Origin of the sequence: Bacteroides finegoldii DSM 17565 (genome assembly GCF_000156195.1) — a bacterium.
GTDB classification, from domain to species: domain Bacteria; phylum Bacteroidota; class Bacteroidia; order Bacteroidales; family Bacteroidaceae; genus Bacteroides; species Bacteroides finegoldii.
Genome location: NZ_GG688317.1, coordinates 289,888 through 310,675, shown reverse-complemented (window position 1 = coordinate 310,675; position 20,788 = coordinate 289,888). Strand labels below are relative to the sequence as shown.

Annotated in this window: 19 protein-coding genes and 2 pseudogenes; 3 read left to right on the top strand and 18 right to left on the bottom strand. The window is 41.9% G+C overall.

Translation table 11 applies throughout. From position 1 onward, the window contains the following. Positions 1-48 precede the first annotated feature (48 nt). From BACFIN_RS17975 to mnmE, 9 genes are all read right to left on the bottom strand, one after another. Positions 49-501 carry a hypothetical protein gene (locus tag BACFIN_RS17975; RefSeq protein ID WP_005848458.1) on the bottom strand — a complete coding sequence of 151 codons (453 nt, stop codon included), beginning with the start codon at positions 499-501 and terminating at the stop codon, positions 49-51. Positions 502-687: 186 nt separating this feature from the next. Beyond that, complete coding sequence (gene mobV, locus BACFIN_RS17980) at positions 688-2,721, bottom strand: MobV family relaxase (protein WP_007748177.1); 2,034 nt, start codon at positions 2,719-2,721, stop codon at positions 688-690. Positions 2,722-2,917: 196 nt separating this feature from the next. Further along, positions 2,918-4,795 carry a DUF3987 domain-containing protein gene (locus tag BACFIN_RS17985; RefSeq protein WP_005848462.1) on the bottom strand — a complete coding sequence of 626 codons (1,878 nt, stop codon included), beginning with the start codon at positions 4,793-4,795 and terminating at the stop codon, positions 2,918-2,920. Then, positions 4,752-5,390 carry a BT4734/BF3469 family protein gene (locus tag BACFIN_RS17990; protein WP_007748166.1) on the bottom strand — a complete coding sequence of 213 codons (639 nt, stop codon included), beginning with the start codon at positions 5,388-5,390 and terminating at the stop codon, positions 4,752-4,754. The genes BACFIN_RS17985 and BACFIN_RS17990 overlap by 44 nt, the downstream gene beginning before the upstream one ends. Then, positions 5,383-5,760 carry a helix-turn-helix domain-containing protein gene (locus BACFIN_RS17995; RefSeq protein WP_007748151.1) on the bottom strand — a complete coding sequence of 126 codons (378 nt, stop codon included), beginning with the start codon at positions 5,758-5,760 and terminating at the stop codon, positions 5,383-5,385. The genes BACFIN_RS17990 and BACFIN_RS17995 overlap by 8 nt, the downstream gene beginning before the upstream one ends. Positions 5,761-6,124: 364 nt before the next feature. Beyond that, complete coding sequence (locus tag BACFIN_RS18000) at positions 6,125-7,414, bottom strand: site-specific integrase (RefSeq protein WP_005848472.1); 1,290 nt, start codon at positions 7,412-7,414, stop codon at positions 6,125-6,127. After that, positions 7,411-7,974, bottom strand: a complete 564-nt coding sequence (locus BACFIN_RS18005; RefSeq protein WP_005848474.1) for a helix-turn-helix domain-containing protein — start codon at positions 7,972-7,974, stop codon at positions 7,411-7,413. The genes BACFIN_RS18000 and BACFIN_RS18005 overlap by 4 nt, the downstream gene beginning before the upstream one ends. A gap of 388 nt (positions 7,975-8,362) precedes the next feature. After that, on the bottom strand, positions 8,363-9,241 hold the full coding sequence (locus BACFIN_RS18010) for a helix-turn-helix domain-containing protein (protein ID WP_007748141.1): 879 nt from the start codon (positions 9,239-9,241) through the stop codon (positions 8,363-8,365). Positions 9,242-9,512: 271 nt separating this feature from the next. Continuing rightward, a complete protein-coding gene (gene mnmE / locus BACFIN_RS18015) occupies positions 9,513-10,910 on the bottom strand; it encodes a tRNA uridine-5-carboxymethylaminomethyl(34) synthesis GTPase MnmE (protein WP_032839092.1) in 1,398 nt (465 codons plus the stop codon). Positions 10,911-11,040: 130 nt separating this feature from the next. Between mnmE and BACFIN_RS20425 the strand changes: the two are divergent. Then, a pseudogene (locus BACFIN_RS20425) lies at positions 11,041-12,431 on the top strand (histidine kinase dimerization/phospho-acceptor domain-containing protein). 58 nt (positions 12,432-12,489) lie between these two features. On the opposite strand, the gene BACFIN_RS18020 reads toward BACFIN_RS20425, so the two are convergent. The 4 genes and pseudogenes from BACFIN_RS18020 to BACFIN_RS18030 all read right to left on the bottom strand — a co-directional run bounded on the left by BACFIN_RS18020 (position 12,490) and on the right by BACFIN_RS18030 (position 16,479). Further along, positions 12,490-13,368, bottom strand: a complete 879-nt coding sequence (locus BACFIN_RS18020; protein WP_007748128.1) for a nucleoside phosphorylase — start codon at positions 13,366-13,368, stop codon at positions 12,490-12,492. Between the two features lie 157 nt (positions 13,369-13,525). Then, a complete protein-coding gene (floA, locus tag BACFIN_RS18025; RefSeq protein WP_007748127.1) occupies positions 13,526-14,527 on the bottom strand; it encodes a flotillin-like protein FloA in 1,002 nt (333 codons plus the stop codon). A 43-nt stretch (positions 14,528-14,570) separates the two neighbouring features. After that, positions 14,571-15,042: pseudogene (locus BACFIN_RS20420) on the bottom strand (NfeD family protein). Between the two features lie 12 nt (positions 15,043-15,054). Next, entirely contained in the window at positions 15,055-16,479 is a 1,425-nt protein-coding gene (locus tag BACFIN_RS18030; protein ID WP_022276614.1) for a tetratricopeptide repeat protein, read from the bottom strand. 183 nt (positions 16,480-16,662) lie between these two features. Here BACFIN_RS18030 and BACFIN_RS18035 point away from each other — a divergent pair, with 183 nt between their 5' ends. Next, on the top strand, positions 16,663-17,409 hold the full coding sequence (locus BACFIN_RS18035; protein WP_007748120.1) for an ATP-binding protein: 747 nt from the start codon (positions 16,663-16,665) through the stop codon (positions 17,407-17,409). 3 nt (positions 17,410-17,412) lie between these two features. Next, on the top strand, positions 17,413-17,784 hold the full coding sequence (locus tag BACFIN_RS18040) for a DMT family protein (protein ID WP_007748119.1): 372 nt from the start codon (positions 17,413-17,415) through the stop codon (positions 17,782-17,784). 67 nt (positions 17,785-17,851) lie between these two features. Here BACFIN_RS18040 and BACFIN_RS18045 read toward each other — a convergent pair whose 3' ends face one another. From BACFIN_RS18045 to BACFIN_RS23130, 5 genes are all read right to left on the bottom strand, one after another. Then, entirely contained in the window at positions 17,852-18,778 is a 927-nt protein-coding gene (locus BACFIN_RS18045; protein ID WP_007748118.1) for a tyrosine-type recombinase/integrase, read from the bottom strand. Between the two features lie 194 nt (positions 18,779-18,972). After that, the gene (locus BACFIN_RS20415; protein WP_255467645.1) at positions 18,973-19,578 is read right to left on the bottom strand and encodes a zinc-binding metallopeptidase family protein; all 606 of its coding nucleotides are present in this window, start codon (positions 19,576-19,578) and stop codon (positions 18,973-18,975) included. Between the two features lie 17 nt (positions 19,579-19,595). Then, positions 19,596-19,799: an aspartyl aminopeptidase gene (locus BACFIN_RS23565; protein WP_007748112.1), complete on the bottom strand. Its 204-nt coding sequence runs from the start codon at positions 19,797-19,799 to the stop codon at positions 19,596-19,598. Continuing rightward, positions 19,792-20,415, bottom strand: coding sequence for a hypothetical protein (locus BACFIN_RS23135; protein ID WP_050761233.1), 624 nt, complete (start codon positions 20,413-20,415; stop codon positions 19,792-19,794). The genes BACFIN_RS23565 and BACFIN_RS23135 overlap by 8 nt, the downstream gene beginning before the upstream one ends. Further along, positions 20,387-20,653, bottom strand: coding sequence for a hypothetical protein (locus BACFIN_RS23130; RefSeq protein WP_007748106.1), 267 nt, complete (start codon positions 20,651-20,653; stop codon positions 20,387-20,389). The genes BACFIN_RS23135 and BACFIN_RS23130 overlap by 29 nt, the downstream gene beginning before the upstream one ends. Positions 20,654-20,788: the final 135 nt, after the last annotated feature.

Below are 20,788 nucleotides of genomic sequence, written 5' to 3'. Positions count from 1 at the left end.
ACTTTATTCCTAAAGGTAATTTAGTCTATACAAATTGTAAATGCATACTTATTTTAGATAAACAATGCTAATATTTCTATCGTACATATTTAGTTGTATTCTTCTTATTTCAGCGTTTTCTATTAAGAGCATAATACCATAACTATCAAATGATGCATCCGCTAAGGGTGCACCTAGTGCCATGGCATTTTCGTCATAGCCATATCCACGCAGCTCAACGATATTGTCACTCGTTGAAATTATTCGCATACGCTTTGGAGCCATCTGAATATTGTCTTTCCATAAAGGGTGAAGCCCATCAAGATTATACAGAGTAACAGTATAGCCCTCACCTCCTTCGATGTTTTTCTCAATCACGAAGCGTCTATTACACCCGTAATTGTGACCAGACACATCCATTCCATTTTGGAAACGGATGTGGTCGGAAGTATCAAAAGAAACGTACCCATCGGGTGGATAATTGTTCCCCTCAATTATGTAATTGATGAAGTCTTTTTCCATATGCTGGCTGATATTAAACTTTTCCTTATGAGAATTGTCATATTTTGACCACAAAGATAATCACAATTTTTGAAATACGGCCAATTTTGCAAAGGATTCTTCGTTTTTAGCTACATTTTAACAGATGAGAGCGACTTGCAGGTACAATTTGCTGCAAATCGCTCTAGCTTATATGCCTTGTGTGCCTCAATAGGACTGACCTTTCTTTTTGGATGGTGAGTCGAGGCCAAGTTTCTTCGTGCCATCCCAATTCGTCAGTTGGTCGGCACAGCCATTGGAGCCGCCAAGAGAAGTGTAGGTTTCTGCATTGCATGACATATAATCAACGAAAGAGATAAAGTTGTCTATGATAGATGGCTCGTAGGTCACATCCCGTTCCGCAAATAGATGTGTCCAGTTAGTGACGCACTCTTTATTGAATTTTGAGCAGTCACTCCATGACACACCACTAAGGAAGTTGTTGACGGCCGAGGTAATACCTTCCTTTGTACCAAGGTTCAATTTCATCTTACAGGCAACAGCCATGATGCCATAGTAGATGGATGTAGCCTCTTTGTCGTTGAAATTAGTTCTGGTTGTAAGTGCGAATGCTCTGAGGGTAGCACGTCCTTCTGCGATGAAACGATTGAGAATGTTCTGGTATCGATCTTGCTTCTCAGCAGCAAGTCGAGCCTCATGCTCTTTGCGCTCCTTGACCTTCCTTGCTGCCTCGTTGTACTCTGGTTCAATCCAAAGGGTATTCCACTTCCCCAAGAGGTTCTGGTAAGTTGAACGAAGCGAGTTCAGTTCACTCTCAACCCTGTCGGCACGAGCGGTTTCGGCATTCTTGGCGTTGCGCAATCGCTCTACGGCGTTCTCATCGATGAGTGTCAAGCGGTATTTGAGTCCATTCACTTCTTCTGTGAGAGTGGTTACTTTAGCACGAAGTCCTCGGATTACAACATCCTTTGATGAGATGATTTCTTCCTTGGTCTTCAATTCATTGGAAAGGTCCTTGTTCGTGTCCCATAACATGCGGTACTGTCGTCCCAGGATCTCGGCTGTGGGTTCACTCTTCCATTTCAGTCCCGTTGCTTTGATAAAGTTGCCGATGGTTTCCTTGACACCAGCATCATACGACTCTTTGAACTTCGCAGTTTCCTCCTTCTTGTACTTGCCGGGCTGGAAGATCTTGGCAAGGAAACCAGATTGAGCAGTCTTCAAATCCTTCAAGGCTTCCTCTTTTTGTTGAGTAGCAATAGATGTTTCTGCTTCAATCTCTGCTTTCAGTTTCTCTGCCTCTGCTATTGCCTGTCTCGCCTGACGTTCAGCTTCCAACACAACCTTGCTCTTGTGTCTGCGTTCCCGTTTCTCTTCTTCGGATAGTTCATGATATGGGATGCCTCTCTCCAAGCCATACTTCTTGCCCACCTCATTATAGTACTTTGTGTGGAGGTCAGAGAGGTACTCGGACTTGTCTTTGGCCGTTTCACCCCATACCTTAGCATACGACACACGCTCTACCACACCTTTTGTTGACTCAGTCTTGATGTAGTTGCTGCGTTCCTCCTTGGGCAAGGCCTTCCACTCTTTCGTTGACAGGACCTTGTCGGGATTGTCCTTGTTAACATACTGACTGCCGATGCGTCCACGCTTCTTGACTTGCTCTACAGGAACGGTCAAGGCATGAGCATGAACACCAGCCTCATCACAATGCACGTCGAAGCCGATGATGTTGTCCTCGCCCCACATACGGCAACAGAACTGATACGTATCCTTTGCCCATTCGTAGATAGCTGGCATCAGTTTGATACTGCTATTGTCAGCGTATGGGTCAGAGGTGTCTATCTGTTGTTCGCCAAAGGCAAGTTTCTTCATCACTTCATGGTCTCCACCGAAAATGATATTCACCAATCCGTTCGGACTGTTTTGAGCAACTTGATTGGGATGTTTTGCATCCATGTAAGGTTTGAAGCCAAGTTCATCGTGGCGCTGTTGGAGGCGTTGATGAAGTGGAATAGGATTGGAGCCAAGGGGCATGACCTCGCATCCCTTGGTGATTTCAAAGTTGAGATGCTTGCGTGAGAAGTTGTAGTGATTATTCTTCTCCGTCTCAGCATTCTTTGACTGGTAGCGTTTCTCGTCCCACCCTCTGCGCTCTGCCTCGTGGCCCATCTGAGCCGAGAATGATTTTTTGTCTGCGCCAACATGGATAGAGGCGCGTGGTATGTTCATTTCCATTGAATACTTTTTTGTTTGAAGGTTCTACATTATTTATAATTTCTATTGGTGGAGGATGCCAGGTCTCGGGCGGTGCCTGAGCATAATAGAAGGACTTTTTAAGTGAACGGCGATAGCAAGTGAATCTAAAAGTCCCTATTATGTTTAGGACTTTTGCAAAAGTCCGTCACACCGCGCGGGCGAGGCTCCTCCATGGTTACAATTTCCGATAGCTGTTCTGGCTCACATGTTCCAGACGACCTTGACGGATGTAGTCATTGATCCACTTGGCAGTAGTGCTCACTGGATAGCTCTGTTTCATGGATACAGCTCGATAGACCTCTCTGTCAAATGTGTCTGGCAGAGCGGCCAATAGCTGCTCCATTTTACTCTTCTTCGTGACAATCTCGCCCTGTCCATTGGTGGTGACTTTGCTCTGTGGCAGATGGGCATAGCAATAGATAGTATGATAGATGAGTACATCACCTATCGCCATGGCGATGTCGAAATCATCCTTACTGCATCGTAATACGATTCGACTACCGTCCTTTGGAGTCAGTGCAGAAAGATTAGGAGTTTCGTCCATGAACCTGATAGTGGTCAGTACCATCATAATGCGAAACACAGTGAAGGCCAGACGGCGTACCACACTCTGCATATCATGCGAGATGTCATCGACCACCTCTTGGTTCATCTGCCTGAAATGCTCATTGAACATCTTGCAGTATTCTTGAGGGATGACAATGCGGTAACTGCCACCACGGAAGAATGACTCGCGACGTTGCTTGTATAGCTTACCGAACTGGAAGAATCTCTCTCGCAAAGTGTAGTTGTCAGAATTGTGGCTGGCACTCTCGACAAGGACATCACGGAACTCTGCTTTAAATGGCATGTGATAACAGGTGATACGTGAGAAGGTGTCATCCTCAGCCTGAGGTGTCAAAGTGTAGAGCTGTCCAGGCGTTCCAGAAAGACAGATAGCAAGCATCGGCCTCTCAATGACACGATATTCATCATCCTTTCTGCGGCTCAGGTCAATAGGTTCATGATGATAGCTCTTGCGGATGATGGTGCTGTAGTCACCATATTCCGATTTAAGAATGGCACTCAGCGTATCACATTCCGTATCGAATATAAGACCGACACCTCCGTTGTTGTCCAATTGCTGTATGACGGATGCAGCACTACTGTTGGTAGGAATGAAGAGTGTGCGACGGTGTGGTGCTTCATCGACATTGGATGTATCTTTCTCGCCAGACTTGGACTCGCTTTTACTCTCCTTATATTCTTTCATCAGCCGCTCGGAAGCTTCACGCAGTTCGTTATGGATGGGAGCCACAATCTCGCGACAGTATTTCAGCGAGCCTTTGCCCATGCCGGCATCGGCCATAACAAAGAAGTATAGCATAGGGTGCCAATCGTCGTGATTGTACTCACCGACTACATTGTGGAGAGTGGCTGAAATGCAAGTCAGCGTGCCCATCAGCATCATGTCTCGGTCATCTTCGGAGATGCAGTTGCCCAACACTTCCTTCAGGAAAGGTGGAAGCATGTCGTATATGAAGGCAGAGAAATGAGGAAGAAATTCTTCATCCAAAATCCATTTGGAGTCCACTTCGATAGGCTGGATATTTGGTTTTTTGGATATTTGGTTGTCAGAACCATAAGTCCAAATATCCGAAATTCCAACGGATGACTTTTGGATTTCTTTGGGATTGGAAATGTCAATACCAGCATCTTTCGCCATCTGAAAAAATGTGGCTATAGATATGCCGTCCCCATGTGCAGACAGACATTTATTGTATTGTTTGTCTGTATCACTTGCCTTATACTCGGGGTTCTGCCGACTGACACGGTGGAAGAATCCTCTTCCTGCCTCTTGGAACTCACTTGTAAGAGCAAACCCGACTTTCAGCCAGTTGTCATAGCCATTTGTAATATCTATTCCCTTTTGTTCAATAAGAGAAAGGACACGCTCTACCTTGGCTCGGGTGTCTTCGCTTGTGTTGGAGTATGCAGACGGTGTATTGCTTGTGTTGCTGTTCGCTGTGTTAGAAGGGACATTCTCCCATTCTTCTGGTGAAAAAGTTTTCATCTTTAACGTTGTTGTACTTAGGGTTAATATAAGCTTCTGGGTCATGTGGAATGAAACAGGAGCGAGAAACATCACTGCCAGATTTGTCGGGCTCAGGATAGCCATTGGCTACGAGATAGTTGAGCACTGCATTGAAGAAACGGCTATGCTCCCATCCTTTGCGGAATACCTGAATAATCCATTTTAGCCCAACGCCCGAAGGAGAGCGAAAGAGTAGCTCGGTCTCAAAGCAAGGGTCATTGAGCAGTTTTTCATACAACGAAGGAATGTCAGCCACATGGTCGAAGTCAATACAAAGCAGATCGGATTGCTGCAACAGGCCGTCCTTGTTTCGAGTATGAAAGATACCAGAGAATGTGCAGAAGTCGAAATTCTCAGCTTTGTACTTGCGTGCCTGGTCTTTGCCCGTAATGGAACGCAACATTTCTGTTTGCTTCTTTGCATACAGGCCAACGATGTAGCGGTAGATGTCAGGAATGCCGATGCAGCGCAATGGCTCCGTGTTGCGGATGGGTTTTCGGAAAAAGGAAAAAGACAGCAGTTCTCCCTCTTTAACTCCGAAAAACTCCTCATAGATAGAAAGGTGGTTATACATGGTTGCGTGTCACCTCCTTTCTGCCTTTGGGATTATTGGCTACATACGCACATGCTTCATCGTAAATGTCATTGACTGACTTGCGAGAGGTCTGCATGAGCCATGCATCAATCTCCGACTTGCGGAAGATGATGCTTTTCCCATTCTTGTGGAAGGGAATGGTGCGATTACTCGTCCAACCGTAAACCGTTTGTTCGGCTGGATGGTTAGGGAGGTAATTGCATAAGTCTTGCAGCGAGAACCATGCATCTGCCTCTACATTGTTGTTTGACTGCAGAGCGTCGAACTTTTGTTCAAGCGTCTCCAACTTCTCAAGGATGTTAGCCATCATCTGTGGCATTGCATCGAATGTGGGTACTTCTGTACGCATAAAAAATGTGTGTTTAAGTTGGCTGCAGCTTATGCTACAGTCACTCTCTTTGGTAAGAAAGCGACTGCAAAAGTATCGTTAAAAGCAATGGTGATTTGGGCATGATTCAGGGCATAAAAGAAACATGTCTATCATAACATTATCTTGTATATATTACTGATAATCAGCGAAAACAAGAATAACGGTGGTGAAAAATAATTTCGTTATGGCATCGTTATGATTGGTATCATATCCTTGTCATAATGGAAATCGGCAACAAATGGGCAAATATGAAGAAAGCCACTCACAAATGAATGTGAATGGCTATGGATGTGAACAACGTAATAGTTACTGTTTTCTTAGACCTATGGTGGTGGAATATGAACTATTCTTTTTTGGAGTCGATGGGAGTTCCAATCATGTCGTCAGAGAGGGTGATCTGGATGGCATCAGCGGCAGCATTTTTCTTTGCGTCAACTATCTTGGCATAGATTTGAGTTGTTGTTACCTTCTTATGACCAAGCATCTTGCTGACAGTATAGATGTCCGTGCCATTTGTCAACTGCAAGGTAGCATAGGTATGGCGAAAGCAGTGAAAGGTTATATGTTTGGTGATACCAGAGGCTTCTACCCATCGTTTTACAGGTCGGTTAATCCATGATGGGTCTTGTAGCCCTTCAAAGACAAGTCGGTCTGCATCGCCTCGTTCACCACATAAGGAATATGCCTGATCAGAAATTGGCATATACTCTACACCCTTGGTCTTCTGTTGGGTAAAATGGAGTTGGTAATGTTCCTTGTCTTTCACAATATCGCGCCACTTTAGCTGTTTGATGTCACTATGGCGCAATCCTGTCAATGCAGAAAACAAGGCTGCTCTTTTGAGAATTTCGCTATCGCATGGTGTTGCTGCCAGTTGGTTGAGTTCCTCCAATGTCAGATACTCGCGTTGACTTTCCTCGTAGTATATGTTCTTAACTTTGGCTGCAAGGTCGATGGTCAAATAGCCATCTATGAAGGCTTGACGAAGACCTGCCTTGAATATCGAGAAATAGGTCGAGGCAGTATTGGCTGATATGGTTCCTGTCTTACTGCCTCCTTGGGGCGCATTGATAAGGTAATCCTTGTAGTCTTCGATGAGATTCAGGTCTATGCTACCAAATAGAAGCGGCTTCCCATCTGTATATAACTTCAGAAGTGCAAGTTCACGATTCCAATTGACTTGAATGGACTTGGAACTGTTCTTGTGACGTTTGTCCTTTAACTCTTCAAAGTACTTGATGAAATCGCACTTTGACCTTTCGTTTTGTGCTGCTTGTTCTGCCTCACTATCTGTGTACAATGACTGATTATCGTATTCGTGCTGACGAAGGTCACGAACCTTATCTGCAAAGATGCAAGCCTCTTGGTCCTTTTGTGAACGGCACAGGATGATTCCATTGGCATCACGCTTGGGTCGATAGTAGGCCTTGCCATCGGCCAATGTCCTACCAGAACTATTCTTATCAAAGATAGGAGTAGTTATAAACCGCCCAAGTGGTTCATGCTTGCGGAGAGGCTTATCCTTGCCAGACTCAAAGACAGGAAAACTTTCAATGAGCAATGACCACTGCTCTTTGTATTCGGATTTGCGGAGTATTACCTTGAATACTGTGCGTTTCATCGGAGTCTTCATAGTTTGATGGATTTGTAGAGTTTGTCGATTTCTGATTTTGGAGCGTAAACATAGTTACCTATCTGTCGGGTAGGGATGGAGAACTTGCGGATATGTGCCCATACGGATGAATCATGAATCCTAAACTTCTCTGAGATTTCTCCGATGGTATAGCAATTCTCTGGTTCCATGTTGTATGTTTTTGGTATAGGCTTCTTGGCAGCCTTCCTTACCTTCTTTCTTCTTGGGTAACGCAGTTCAAGGTCTGCACGATTCAATCTGAGTTGTTTCGTGCCAAGATTGACTGATGGAATCTTACCCTTACGAATCTCACGATACAAAGTGTCTCGTTCAACGCAATAAACGGCAACGGCCTCCTGAACCGAAAGATATTCTCGTATGTCAGGTATCTCTTTTGCCAACTCTTCGTACTTGGCTTCTTTTGCCTCTCTGTCTTTCTTCCTCTTGTAAGCAACATCGGAACATTGCTTCGAACAATACACAGCATCAATGGTGCGAATTTGGAACACCGCACCACAGATAGGGCATTTCCTTCGAATCTCGTATTTTGCCTGTGCCATATAGTTATATAATAAGGTGTATTTATCTTTTGTTGAACTTCACCGACCAAAGTGTCGCGTGAACGATTTGGCGCAAATTTACGTTAAAAATCCAAAAAACAAGCCAAGAGTGACATAAATTAACACAAAGAAAAATCCGTGTAACTGCATGAGTTACACGGATTTCATATGTTTGTTTATTGTTTGCTTGTCAAGTTTACTTAACAAGTAGAAAGACAGCATCCTGTTCTTTAAAGGACGTGTCCTTAATGTTACGGTTTTACACTCATGCATACTGATATATTTTTATGGTTATTATTAATTCGCTGGCAAAACTCTGTAATGTAACCATGCAGAAATCCTTCATCAGGGATTAATTTTGGAATAATTTACAGAAGTCTATAATTGGTTACTTACGGACACCCATTACCTTGTCAAACTCCACTTTCAGGAATCTGACGAACCGTCCGTTCTTCTCACGATTAATCTGATGGAATTGCAGAATACCGTAAACCGAATCACGGGATAGATTGAATTTCTCCATTGCCTCCTTGACGGTGTAGTATTCCGCCTTGCTCTCCTGTTCGGAACTTTTCGATAGGTCGAAGTGGAGCTTGGAGTAGAATATCTGCCCATGCTCTTTCTTGGATGGAATGTTATTCCGATACACCTGCGAACGGATGGCGACACGTGTCATGCCGTACTTCTCCTGAATCTCTTCGGGCGTGTACCATTCGGTCAGGTCGGAATCCACCTCGTATTTGGCAAAGGCAGCATCGATATGTTTCTTGCTGTAATAGTTGAACTGGCGGATGCGCACTTTCGGGACTTTGTGCTGCCGTGTATAAGTCCACACCCATTTGGCGTTGACCTTATATTTATCGGCAATCTCTTTGGCAGTGTAATACTCGGTGATGTCGAAGTCCTCTTTGGGCATGATGCGCTCATAAGGTTTGGTTTTCATCATCAGTTCGATGTCCGCACGGCGGATGAGCGACTTCTTGCCGCTAATACGTGAAGCCCGAAGTTTCGATTCCTTTACCAATTTATATATGTACTGTCTGGTTACGCCCATTAACTTTGCTGCTTGGGCAAAAGAGAAGAAATCCTGCCCCTCGGCAGCTTGCCGAGGTTGCAATAATTCTTGCGACCGTTTCAACTGCCGCTTACGTTCCCGGATACGTTCCTTGTAGCCAAGATTGGAACATTGGTGGCTACAATAACAAGTCGTTGTCTTTTGAGCTATAAATGGTTTTCCACACCATTGGCAAATCTTTCTTACTTCCATATTTTCCTCCTTTATATCGGGGATAATTTCGCCTTATTTCTCCCGGATTTTGTCAACACATGTAAACCACTGTCAACACACGTCAACTAATGCGTCACTGTGACATTCGGGCTAACCGTGAATTTCTGTCGCGGTAGAAATATGTAGGAAAAATATGGATAAAAACCGTTACTTCCAAATACGGATTGGAAAGTGTTAAAATAGAAAAGTCGCTGATATACAACGACTTTATTCTAAATGGTTATAGTTGGTTACGGCTGTTTCTAAGCCATCATTTGCCGATGCAAAAGTGCTGAAAGATATTTTGCAGTACCATATCGTTAGTCACTTCTCCTGCAATATCGGAAATGAAAAAGATACATTCACGTATGTCTTGTGAAAGGAAATCCCCTGAAAGATGTGAGTCAAGTCCATTTTGTACTCTATGAATAGCATCTAAAGCTTTGCTTAAGGCTTCGTAATGTCTTACATTTGTTACGATGACATCATTTTGTGTTACTGTTGGCAAATGCGCAGCATTGATAAGCATTTTTTGTAATTCATTAGTGTTCTCTCTTCGTTTAGCTGAGATGTAAATATGCTCTGTAGATTCTTGTGGGAAATTCTCCAATAAAGCTGATAAATTACTTTTTTGTACATCTTCAATTAAATCAGCTTTATTGAATACTACGATCAAGTGCTTTCCTTCACAACGTGGGATAATCTTTTTTGATAACTGTTCAATTTGAGATGCGGCGTTTACAGAATCCACCATCCAGAGTACAATTTCTGCTTGCTCTAACTTTTGGAAAGTACGTTCAATACCTAAACTTTCGATCTTGTCATTAGTTTCCCGGATTCCGGCAGTATCAATAAACCGGAAAGTAACTCCTCCAATACTAATAGTATCCTCAATAACATCGCGTGTTGTCCCATGAATATCACTGACGATAGCCTTATCTTCATTCAATAAAACATTCAATAAAGTAGACTTTCCCGCGTTCGTTTCACCGATAATTGCTACGGGAACACCACTTTTGATAGCATTACCCACATTAAAGGATTGTACTAGACGAGAAATGACTTGTTCTATCTCATCTGCTAACTTTTTTAATGCCGACCGATCTGCAAATTCAACATCCTCCTCGCTGAAATCCAATTCCAGCTCAATCATAGAAGTGAAGTTCAATAGCTTGTTGCGTAAATCAGTTAATTCTTTGCTGAAGCCACCCCTCATCTGACTCATGGCTAGCCGATGGGTAGCGGCAGATGAGGATGCGATTAAATCGGCAACGGCTTCCGCCTGACTTAAATCCATTTTTCCATTGAGAAATGCCCGCTGCGTATATTCTCCCGGTTGAGCCATGCGGCAACCCTTTTTGATCAGCAGTTGTAGCACCTGTTGAAGAATGTAAGAAGAACCATGACAAGTAATTTCCGTGCTATCTTCTCCCGTGTAGGAATGAGGCGTGCGAAAAAGGCTGACAAGTACTTCGTCGATAATTTCGTCTCCGTCGTATATACGTCCAAAAGTCAAAGAATATGGCTTTTGGTCACTAAACAATTTGTCCGGTTTTGCCGGTTTGAATATAAGGCTGGTGATGGAAATTGCTTCCGGACCGGAAACACGGATGCTTCCGATAGCACCGCCTTGAGCGGTAGCAATAGCACAGATAGTATCTTGGTTCATCATATTTCTTTTTGGAGACTGCAAAGATAATTGTTTCTGAGTAAAAAAGATAAGATTCTGTACAACTTGTACTTTATTTGTTTATATTTGCTGTGTGCGGTGATATGCCAAATGAAATAATATAATGCTTATGGAGCCAGACACAAATTTATATTCCCAAAGTGAGAATAGTGAAATCATACGGGAAAATTCACAGAAAATACTCTCTGTACTTGCTGCACACCAAATTGCTTTGTGGGAATATGATATATCTACAGGAAAGTGTTCCTTCACGGATGACTATTTTCGTACATTAGGCTTGAAAGAAGCTGGAATTGTTTTTAAAGATATCGATGACTTTTATCGCTTTGCCTATCCGAAGGATGTGAAGGCCTATCAAACTGCTTTTTCCAAGATGCTCGCATCGGATTCAAAAATATCACAGATTAAAGTACGTTGTGTAGGCAAGCATGGTGAAGTGATCTGGCTGGAAGATCATTTTCTGTCTTATAAGGGTACTCAGGACGGACGTCTTGCTGATAAATTATTGGCATATACGGTAAACGTCACTTCGCAATGTGAGAAAGAACAGTATATCAATCATCTGGAAGAGCACAATCGTAAGATAATAGAGGCGTTGCCAGAATTCATTTTTTATTTTTGATGATAATTTTTTTATTACCGATGTGCTGATGACACCGGATACCGTTTTGCTTCATCCGGTGGAAGTGTTACGTGGTGTAGATGGGCAAGATATTTATTCTCCCGAAGTCAGTGATCTGTTTCTGTGTAATATTCGGGAGTGCTTGCAAGATGGAAAATTAAAAGAAATAGAATACCCACTTGAAGTAGATGGAAGCCGAATTATTTTCAGGCACGTATCGCCCCCTTTGAAGGGAATAAGGTACTTGCTCTGATACACGATATCGGTGATCGGATTCGTCGTTCGCAAGAGTTGATCGAAGCTAAACGGCGGGCGGAAAAAGCTGACAAGATGAAGTCTGTCTTTTGGGCAAATATGAGTCATGAGATTTGTACTCCGTTGAATGCTATTGTCGGTTTTTCGGAGATAATTGCGGTGACAGAGAACGAAGAAGAAAAGCTGCAATATTTGGAGATCATTCAAAAGAATAGCAATTTACTGTTACAGTTGATTAATGATATTCTGGACTTGTCACGTATAGAATCCGGAAAATCGGAAATGCACTTATTGAAAGTTATCCGCCCGGAAGGAGAATATTGGACATCTACCGATCGTAACCGGGTGATGCAGGTACTTTTCAATTTTTTGTCGAATGCCATAAAGAGTTCGTGAAAAGCCGGATTTGATTCTGATGGATATCCGTATGCCGGTGATGGACGGTATTCAAGCTACTGAAAAGATACGTACCATTTCCCTTTCCGTACCTATTAATTGCGGTTACGGCATACGCTTTTTATACGGAACAGCAACAAGCCATTCAAGCCGGATGCAATGCTGTGATCTCCAAGCCTTATTCTTTGGAAAAACTGAAAGAGACAATTGAATCTTATATCGGATAAACGATAAAAAGTCAGTGTCACCATCATAGCAGAATGGTGGCGCTGACTTTTTATATATTTATATTCTGTCAAGAACAGTCTTAATCAACGTATCAATGGTATTTTTATATCCGGTGTTGGCTTCCTTAATCAGTCGATTGGCAATCACCATACAGACAGTCATAGCTTTATGTCCCATCAGCCGACTGAGACCAGCCAAAGCCGAACTCTCCATTTCGAAATTGGTAATCTTGAATCCTTTATACTCAAATGCTTCGATTTTGTCGTTTTGTTTCGGATCTGCCAAAGGAACACGCAGCTCACGTCCTTGTGGACCGAAGAACCCTCCGGCGGCAATTGTAACGCCACGTACCATATCGTCTTGGGCAATCCGTTCAATCAGTTCCTCGCTTGCATCAATTACATAGGGAGCAGGAGCACACATATTTCCCATCCATCCCATGTGATTAAGAAAAGCACGCTCGAAAGGCAGATCACATACCTCATTGCGTCCGGCGTAGAAATTCAATAAACCGTCGAAGCCGATAGACTTCTGGGAACAAACGAATGTACCTACCGGAGTATTGGGTTGCAAACCGCCGCATGTACCGATGCGTACTAATTCCAATTGACGGAACTCATCCTTTTCTTCTCGTGTATTGAAATCAATATTAGCCAGTGCATCCAACTCATTCATGACAATATCGATGTTGTCACAACCTATTCCGGTGGAAACTACGGTGATTCGTTTTCCTTTATACGTACCTGTAACCGTCTTAAACTCGCGGCTTTCCACTTCGCATTCTTTATTTTCAAAGTGAGAAGCTACGAGTGCTACACGTCCCGGATCGCCTACCAAGATTACTTTATCTGCCAACCATTCAGGTTTTACGTGAAGGTGGAATACCGAACCGTCTTCGTTGATAATTAATTCAGAGGATGGAAAGTACTTTTTCATGCTATTAAAAGGCTTTAGTTTTACAATATGTTGTTGCTATAAAAATAAAAACACCGGAACCGGATTTAAGTTCAGAAGAAGACTCTTTCTTTTCCGTTAGGAAAGGGGAGTACATCTTGAGACTGAAATGAAATCAGATTCCGGTGTTTGTTGTAACTTATTTGCTCAAAGGCTGATTCCCTGCATTGCCTGCTGCCGGTTTGGCAATCGTTTCACGCATGGAGGTGTCAGCTTCGATATTCTTCATCCGGTAATAATCCATGATACCCAAATTACCGCTACGGAAAGCTTCTGCCATTGCTTTCGGAACTTCCGCTTCCGCTTCGATTACCTTTGCGCGTGCCTCTTGTGCTTTCGCTTTCATTTCCTGTTCGGAAGCTACAGCCATAGCACGGCGTTCTTCTGCTTTTGCCTGAGCGATATTCTTGTCTGCATTAGCCTGGTCAATCTGTAAAGCGGCACCAATATTCTTACCTATATCGATATCCGCGATATCAATAGATAGAATTTCGAAAGCAGTTCCAGCATCCAGTCCCTTACGGAGTACAAGTTTGGAGATAGAATCCGGATTTTCGAGTACCGATTTATGATTCTCGGAAGAACCGATCGATGAAACGATACCTTCACCTACACGGGCGAGGATTGTATCTTCTCCGGCACCGCCCACTAATTGACGAATGTTGGCACGTACCGTAACACGAGCTTTGGCAATCAACTGGATACCGTCTTTTGCGACAGCCGTTACCGGAGGAGTATCAATCACTTTCGGGTTAACGGACATCTGTACAGCTTCAAATACGTCACGTCCTGCCAAGTCAATAGCGGTAGCCATCTGAAAAGGCAGCTCAATATTCGCTTTTGATGCGGATACAAGCGCATGGACCACTTTTTCGACATGTCCACCGGCTAGATAGTGTGCTTCCAGTTCATCACGTGTGATGTTTTTCAAACCGGCCTTGTGAGCTTCGATCATGCCCGGTACGATGATATACGGCGGAACATTACGGATACGCATTAAAAATAATTGTATCAGCGAGATGTGTACTCCCGATACTTTGGCCGACAACCACAGGAAGAACGGCACGTAATGGAAAAATATTATCAGGAAGATAATACCTCCGGCTATCAGAAAGATAGGCAAATAGAAAGATGTTTCCATTGATAGTTTGTATTAAGTGAATATTATTTCTGCAAAAGAATAATTATTTTCTGTGTTTCTCAACCATAATTGTCCCGTCACTGATACGGTTGACGATAATCGGAGTCTTTTCGTCCAGAAAACCGTCCATCGACTTTACTTCCACAATGTTTCCATTGATTTCCGCATAACCGATTTGTGCGAGGCGGGTAGTACTTATACCTGTATCACCTACTTTTACACTTTGTTCTGCGCTGCGGTCTACTTTCGAATCGATGTCTTTTTTCTAAAGCCAGCTTATCTAGCATCTTTGAGCGCATAAACCAGATCAGTGAACCGATACAGGCAATAGCCGATATGCCCAAAGTGATAAATCCTCCCGCCATTCCAATATTTGCAAACGCATAATAGTTGGCATAGATAATGCATCCCAGTGCTGAGATTCCAGCCAGACTAATGCCGGGAATAACGAACAGTTCTACCAGGAACAGTATAACTGCGGTAATAATGAGAACGGCGATAATGAGTATATCCATAGTTCAGGGTTATTAATTATTTTGTTTTTCTGCATTACGCACATTTATTTCGAGAGCTGCCAATTCCTCTGACATCTGCAATATCCGCTTTTCCAGGTCGAGGATAGCAGGAGCCATTCTCTCTTTTTCCTGTTTATTGCCAGTGGAATACTGTTGTCGCAAGTTGTTCAGTTTTTCTTCCTGTTGCAGATGATCTTTTTCCATTTGTCGGTAACGCAGGAAAAGCTGTTTGGCTTTGGCGGACTTAAAGTCAGTCATCAGGTAATAAGTTGTATTATCGTCAATGACAAATTCAAAATCGACCTTTCGACGTTCTTTGGGCTTATGGCTGATAGCGGCTTCCAGACGTTGCAGGGCTTCTGCAACCGTTTGTTTATCTTTCCAGGTTTCTTTCAAAGAATGGATTTGTGCCAGCCGAATCATCTGCTTCCGATCCATCGCTTCGTAGTTGTAAGTCTGTTTTGAATTATTGGGAATGAATACATAGATACATACCTTTCCTTCCGGTTGGAAACGGTCGGAAGCGAACCAGCCTAGATTGTTATATTCGTCAACGACGTACATATAATCATTGTATGGAGAATTGAACGGCATACCCACGTTTTCCGGTACTAAATAAGTATCGGTATTGGTATTGTAACGGGTGACAAAAATATCATAACCTCCCAATCCTTCACCGTCACTGGCATAATAAATAGTCACACCATCTGCCATTACATAAGGATAGTTTGCGTTTCCTGCATCATTGATACTACCCGGCAGTGGTCGTCCGTTGCTCCATTCATTCTGCAACTTGTTTTTGGAAAGTATATCCAGACTACCTCTTTCACCCTTCTCGCTGTAATAGATTTTATTCCCGATTTCAGTTTCGTAGACAGTACCTTCGTGATCTCCTCCTGTTTGGAAGAACTCGTTGAAAGTAAACAGTTTTCCCGATTCCTCACTAATTTTATAAGCATTCAGAAACGTTGCTTTATCTACAACGAAACTGTCGATAATACAAACATCTTCAACACCTTTCAACATACGGAGATCAGCTTTGCTCTTTTCCAGTAGTTTCTCTGCTTCTTCGGTTGCTCTTTTACGCTTCTTCAAATCAGCGATATACTCTTCAAAACATTCTACTGCCTCTTCGAAACGATATGTTCCGTTATAAGCCTGGCCTAAATAAAGCTGTCCGCTAGCTACACGCTTCTTGACTGCCATTTCGAGAGGTTTCACCGCTTCTTCGGCTTCTCTGGTTTTCAGGCAGCACACGCCATACCAATAGTTGTAGTTTCCGTTGGACGGTTGAGATTTTACGTACCTTTTAAAGACAGGTTTGGCTTTCTCATATTCGCCTTTTGTGAACAAAGCGCGTGCCTGTTCCAATGTTTGCGCAGAAACTTCGCATAAGAAGAGACTACAAAATAGAAATAGAATATATTTTCCTTTCATCGTTTTTAGCATTTATGGGTGGCAGATTATTTAAAAGTATTGTTGCTTTTGGAAGTCTGCCAACTAATCAATTGCTCAAAAGTACAAATTTATTAGAAATAAACCCTTTTTCAGAGATTCTATTATGTTAATTCTTCTTTAAATCATTCTTTTCGCTTACTTTTGCAGCCGATTTTTGAAGATATGACACAATTTACCGAAGAAGAGAAAGCCATTCGCCGCATTGAACGGCGGTTTAACAAAGGAGTGGTGCAATATGGGCTGATAGAAGAGGGGGATAGAATACTCATCGGACTGTCGGGCGGGAAAGATTCGTTGGCGCTTGTAGAGCTGCTGGGAAAACGCGCACGTATCTACAAACCTCGCTTTTCTGTCATTGCAGTTCATGTGGTGATGACGAATATTCCTTATCAGAGTGATACGGAATACCTGAAAGCGCATTGCGAAGCGAATGGAGTGGCTTTTGTGCAATATGAAACTTCTTTTGATCCTTCTACAGACACCCGTAAATCTCCTTGCTTTCTTTGTTCTTGGAATCGCCGTAAAGCATTGTTTACGGTGGCCAAAGAACATGGCTGCAATAAGATTGCTTTAGGACACCACATGGACGACATTTTGGAAACTTTATTGATGAATATTACTTATCAAGGGGCATTCAGTACAATGCCGCCCCGATTGGTGATGAATAAATTCGATATGACGATTATCCGTCCGATGTGTCTGGTTCACGAATCGGATTTAATAGAATTGGCAGCTTTGCATCATTATCTGAAGCAGATGAAGAACTGCCCTTATGAATCGCAATCCAGCCGTAGTGATATGAAAGGCATTTTACGGCAATTGGAAGCGATGAACCCGGAAGCGCGTTATAGCCTTTGGGGAAGTATGGCGAATATACAGGAAGATTTATTACCGAATAAAATTGATTGAGTTATGAAAGGATTCTATACTATTTTACTACTGATTGTGTCCAATATATTTATGACCTTTGCTTGGTACGGACATCTGAAAATGAGACAGGAGTATAATTGGTTTGCCGCTTTGCCCTTGATAGGAGTAATTACATTCAGTTGGGCAATCGCTTTTTTTGAATATTCATGTCAGATTCCAGCGAATCGCATTGGGTTTATAGGTAATGGTGGCCCTTTTTCATTGATGCAATTGAAAGTGATTCAGGAAGTTATCACTTTAATCATCTTCACATTGTTTACTACTGTGTTCTTTAAAGGAGATGCGTTGCATTGGAATCATTTAGCTGCATTTGTGTGTCTGATTGCGGCGGTGTATTTTGTGTTTATGAAATGAGTCCTTTTTAAAGAATATAAGATTATAGGATAAGTGCTATACTTGCTAGACTTATCCTATTTTCGTATTACTTGATAGATTTAAAAACCTTATCAATGCATCGCTTCTTCTGTTCCATGTTTGGATGAACATAGAGATTTAATGTAGTAGTGATATCTGAATGTCCAAGTATTACACTTACAGTTTTGTAGTCGCAATTGCTTTCAATGCAACGTGTGGCGAAACTGTGGCGCAGTCCGTGAAATTTTAGTGGGGGAATATTGAGTTGTTCCATCATTCGTTTGTAATAGTTACGATAGGTACGCGGCTCAGTTGGTTTCTCTTCATTAGTAAGTACATAGAACTTGCCATTTACGATTTTTTTTAACGGGCGTAGCATCTTTAATAATTCCTTGTTCATAGGAATGTCACGAATAGAATTCTGAGTTTTAGGTGTGCCGATAATGATTTCCGTATGTATTTTTTCTCCGTCCAATATATAAATTCGTTCAATTGTTTTCCGAATACATATTACTCCATTGATAATATCTATATCATCCCAAGTTAGTGCACAAATTTCACCGATTCTAATTCCTGTAGTCAGACAAATATAGATGCCTAAGTTGCGGAAAGTGAAGTGATTGCTTATATACTGTAGAATTGCTTTGTGATTAGCGATGTTGAGTACATTTAGTTGTTTGTTTTCCTGTGGTGGCGGGAATTTGATACACCAATCCTGATAGGACAATATACCAAGTTTTGCTCCAAACTTCATAACCATTTTTAGTACAATGAGTATATCCTTTACACTTTTTGCTCTTAGTCTTTGCTGAAGTTTCTGTAAGACAAACTCTTGTACTTCGTTTTCGAGTAACTCATACTTATCTCCAAATGTAGGAAGTATGTGATTTTCTAAGATTAGGGCATACGCTGAATATGTTGAGCTTTTCACATATTTACGTTTGTCTTCTTTCCACATAATGGTAATTTCTTTAATCGTTTTCTTTGCTGTCATGCTTTCATAATTTAAATAGATTAATATTCTTGTAAGATAACAATAATATCCAAATATTTAGATGTAATGCTATTTTTTATAGAAAGGTACATTTCTTGATCTCTTGTTTTACTTCGAAGTGAATAAATGTGAAAAATGGAGAAAAAAGAGAATGTTTTCTTTCATCTCCATTTTCGTTTAATGGTTTTGTAGAATTAACTGCGCATCCAGTTAGAACCACAATCACCGGAGCAGCCGCAACTGTTGGTGCATACTTCCCAAGTTGTGTCTTTCAATTGTTCCATTGTCCTACCATATTTCTCATTGATGGCAGCAAGATTTGTTAATTTAAAGTTCATTTCTTTGAGTATTAATGATGATATATCCTGTTTATGGTAAGGATAATTAACCGTATTTTTTGTTGGATGCTTCCAAAAAGCAACTAAAAAACGGATTAGATTATAGAAATCTTTTGTTCCACAACTCTCTCGAGAAGAGTGCATAGCCCAACAAGGAATTCCCACTTTTACCCATCTCATTTCTGTCTGGGTCTGTAAAAAGGCGCTAATTGTTCTTCCTGTTCTGAAATCAGAGTGGGATGTTTCTTTTTGGAAAGGGATACCTGCCTGTTTACATAAGTCTTGAAATACTGCTGAGGATAAAGCAGTGGTAGCATAGTGCATATTGGCGTCATATTTAATCGTTATACCTTTGTTGATTACAGGTGAGCAAGTCGGATCTTCACATTCCCTATAATTGGGATGAGTAGCAAAAGATACGTTCAGCGATACGGTAAAAAAATTATGCAGCATTTTTATCATATCATCCTCGTCTCCGTTCATGCTTTAGTCAATACATTCCTAAAGAATGGAGTATCCGCCCCTCCTAATGCAGAATTTGTTTCTTCTTCCGCATCGAAGAAAGCTACCATGTTGCTTGCGTTGTTTTTTGCATTTGTTTCCATCAGGGCATGATGGGCTGCGTAAACCATCGTCCTATCATCCATGAAGTTGTCAATGCACGGATTTTTGTAATCATACACGTATAGGAATTACGTTTGTATATATCTCTGTTCGTAATAAATTTCCACCAGAATACGTAGGGCATACCGGTTCAAGTATCCAACCTTTGCATCGCGTATCCGACAGATAACAAGGGGAGGATAGATCGATGTTGTCCGTTTTTATACCTTTCTCTTTTTCTTTGTTCATGAGAAGACCAGTCCTTAATAGCTCCATGTATGAGCGTACCGTTGGTTGTTGCGTAGCAGATATATTTGGTCGGCTATGTTTGCGCCCATAACCATTCGCAAATTTTTTAAATTTGCGGGATGTCATGAACGGTTCTTCGCTGTGAAATAGTATTTCGACATAGTCTATTCCTTCCTTTATGGCACGTTCAAAAGTCGATTTGATACCTGTTTGGTCTATGTCTATCGACATTACGGCTTTCCCTTTTATGTGCTCGTTGCAATAAATGCGGTTTAAATTGCGGGCTTCCGTCATATAAAGGGTATATGTGCATCTTTTGACCGCTTTTCCTTTCTTGTTTGTAAGTGTTACGTTTTCTATCAATGTCGTTACATCATCTATACGGTGATTCTGCATATATTCGAGTGTACCGGAGATTTCAAGTAGTTTGTCCCCTCTCTCCATCATAACTTTTAAATAGTTTTTTCCCTTCCGAACCATTCATGGTTTCGTTGAATAAAGACCGCATGGCTTTCTCGTCTTCGTCATTGTTTTCTTCCGGTGGATTGAAAGGGTTGACTGTAGTGTCTATCGGGACATGAGATGTAAGCGTTGTGCCATATTGGACAGTACTGTTATTCTTTTTGATAATGAGAAAATATATAAGCCAATAGGCTATCATTGCTACCCAACCGAGAAATAGCATGGCTATGCAACTGAGTACTTTTATCCGTTTGGATACCGGGATATTTTTCCATGCAGGATGGCTGTGAAAATATCCAATGCGACTAAAATGATGCCTAAAATCAGTAATACTCTGCCATGATGTATAATAAAAAGT

Bases quoted from the DNA above. Each gene is read 5' to 3' on its own strand.
- BACFIN_RS18000 (WP_005848472.1), bottom strand. From the start codon at position 7,414: ATGAAGACTCCGATGAAACGCACAGTATTCAAGGTAATACTCCGCAAA.
- BACFIN_RS17990 (WP_007748166.1), bottom strand. From the start codon at position 5,390: ATGTATAACCACCTTTCTATCTATGAGGAGTTTTTCGGAGTTAAAGAG.
- BACFIN_RS18020 (WP_007748128.1), bottom strand. From the start codon at position 13,368: ATGAAAAAGTACTTTCCATCCTCTGAATTAATTATCAACGAAGACGGT.
- BACFIN_RS18030 (WP_022276614.1), bottom strand. From the start codon at position 16,479: ATGAAAGGAAAATATATTCTATTTCTATTTTGTAGTCTCTTCTTATGC.
- BACFIN_RS17975 (WP_005848458.1), bottom strand. From the start codon at position 501: ATGGAAAAAGACTTCATCAATTACATAATTGAGGGGAACAATTATCCA.
- mnmE (WP_032839092.1), bottom strand. From the start codon at position 10,910: ATGAACCAAGATACTATCTGTGCTATTGCTACCGCTCAAGGCGGTGCT.
- BACFIN_RS18005 (WP_005848474.1), bottom strand. From the start codon at position 7,974: ATGGCACAGGCAAAATACGAGATTCGAAGGAAATGCCCTATCTGTGGT.
- BACFIN_RS20415 (WP_255467645.1), bottom strand. From the start codon at position 19,578: ATGATAAAAATGCTGCATAATTTTTTTACCGTATCGCTGAACGTATCT.
- BACFIN_RS18040 (WP_007748119.1), top strand. From the start codon at position 17,413: ATGAAAGGATTCTATACTATTTTACTACTGATTGTGTCCAATATATTT.
- BACFIN_RS18035 (WP_007748120.1), top strand. From the start codon at position 16,663: ATGACACAATTTACCGAAGAAGAGAAAGCCATTCGCCGCATTGAACGG.
- BACFIN_RS18010 (WP_007748141.1), bottom strand. From the start codon at position 9,241: ATGGAAGTAAGAAAGATTTGCCAATGGTGTGGAAAACCATTTATAGCT.
- mobV (WP_007748177.1), bottom strand. From the start codon at position 2,721: ATGGAAATGAACATACCACGCGCCTCTATCCATGTTGGCGCAGACAAA.
- BACFIN_RS18045 (WP_007748118.1), bottom strand. From the start codon at position 18,778: ATGACAGCAAAGAAAACGATTAAAGAAATTACCATTATGTGGAAAGAA.
- BACFIN_RS23135 (WP_050761233.1), bottom strand. From the start codon at position 20,415: ATGATGGAGAGAGGGGACAAACTACTTGAAATCTCCGGTACACTCGAA.
- BACFIN_RS17995 (WP_007748151.1), bottom strand. From the start codon at position 5,760: ATGCGTACAGAAGTACCCACATTCGATGCAATGCCACAGATGATGGCT.
- BACFIN_RS23130 (WP_007748106.1), bottom strand. From the start codon at position 20,653: ATGCTATTTCTCGGTTGGGTAGCAATGATAGCCTATTGGCTTATATAT.
- BACFIN_RS17985 (WP_005848462.1), bottom strand. From the start codon at position 4,795: ATGAAAACTTTTTCACCAGAAGAATGGGAGAATGTCCCTTCTAACACA.
- floA (WP_007748127.1), bottom strand. From the start codon at position 14,527: ATGGAAACATCTTTCTATTTGCCTATCTTTCTGATAGCCGGAGGTATT.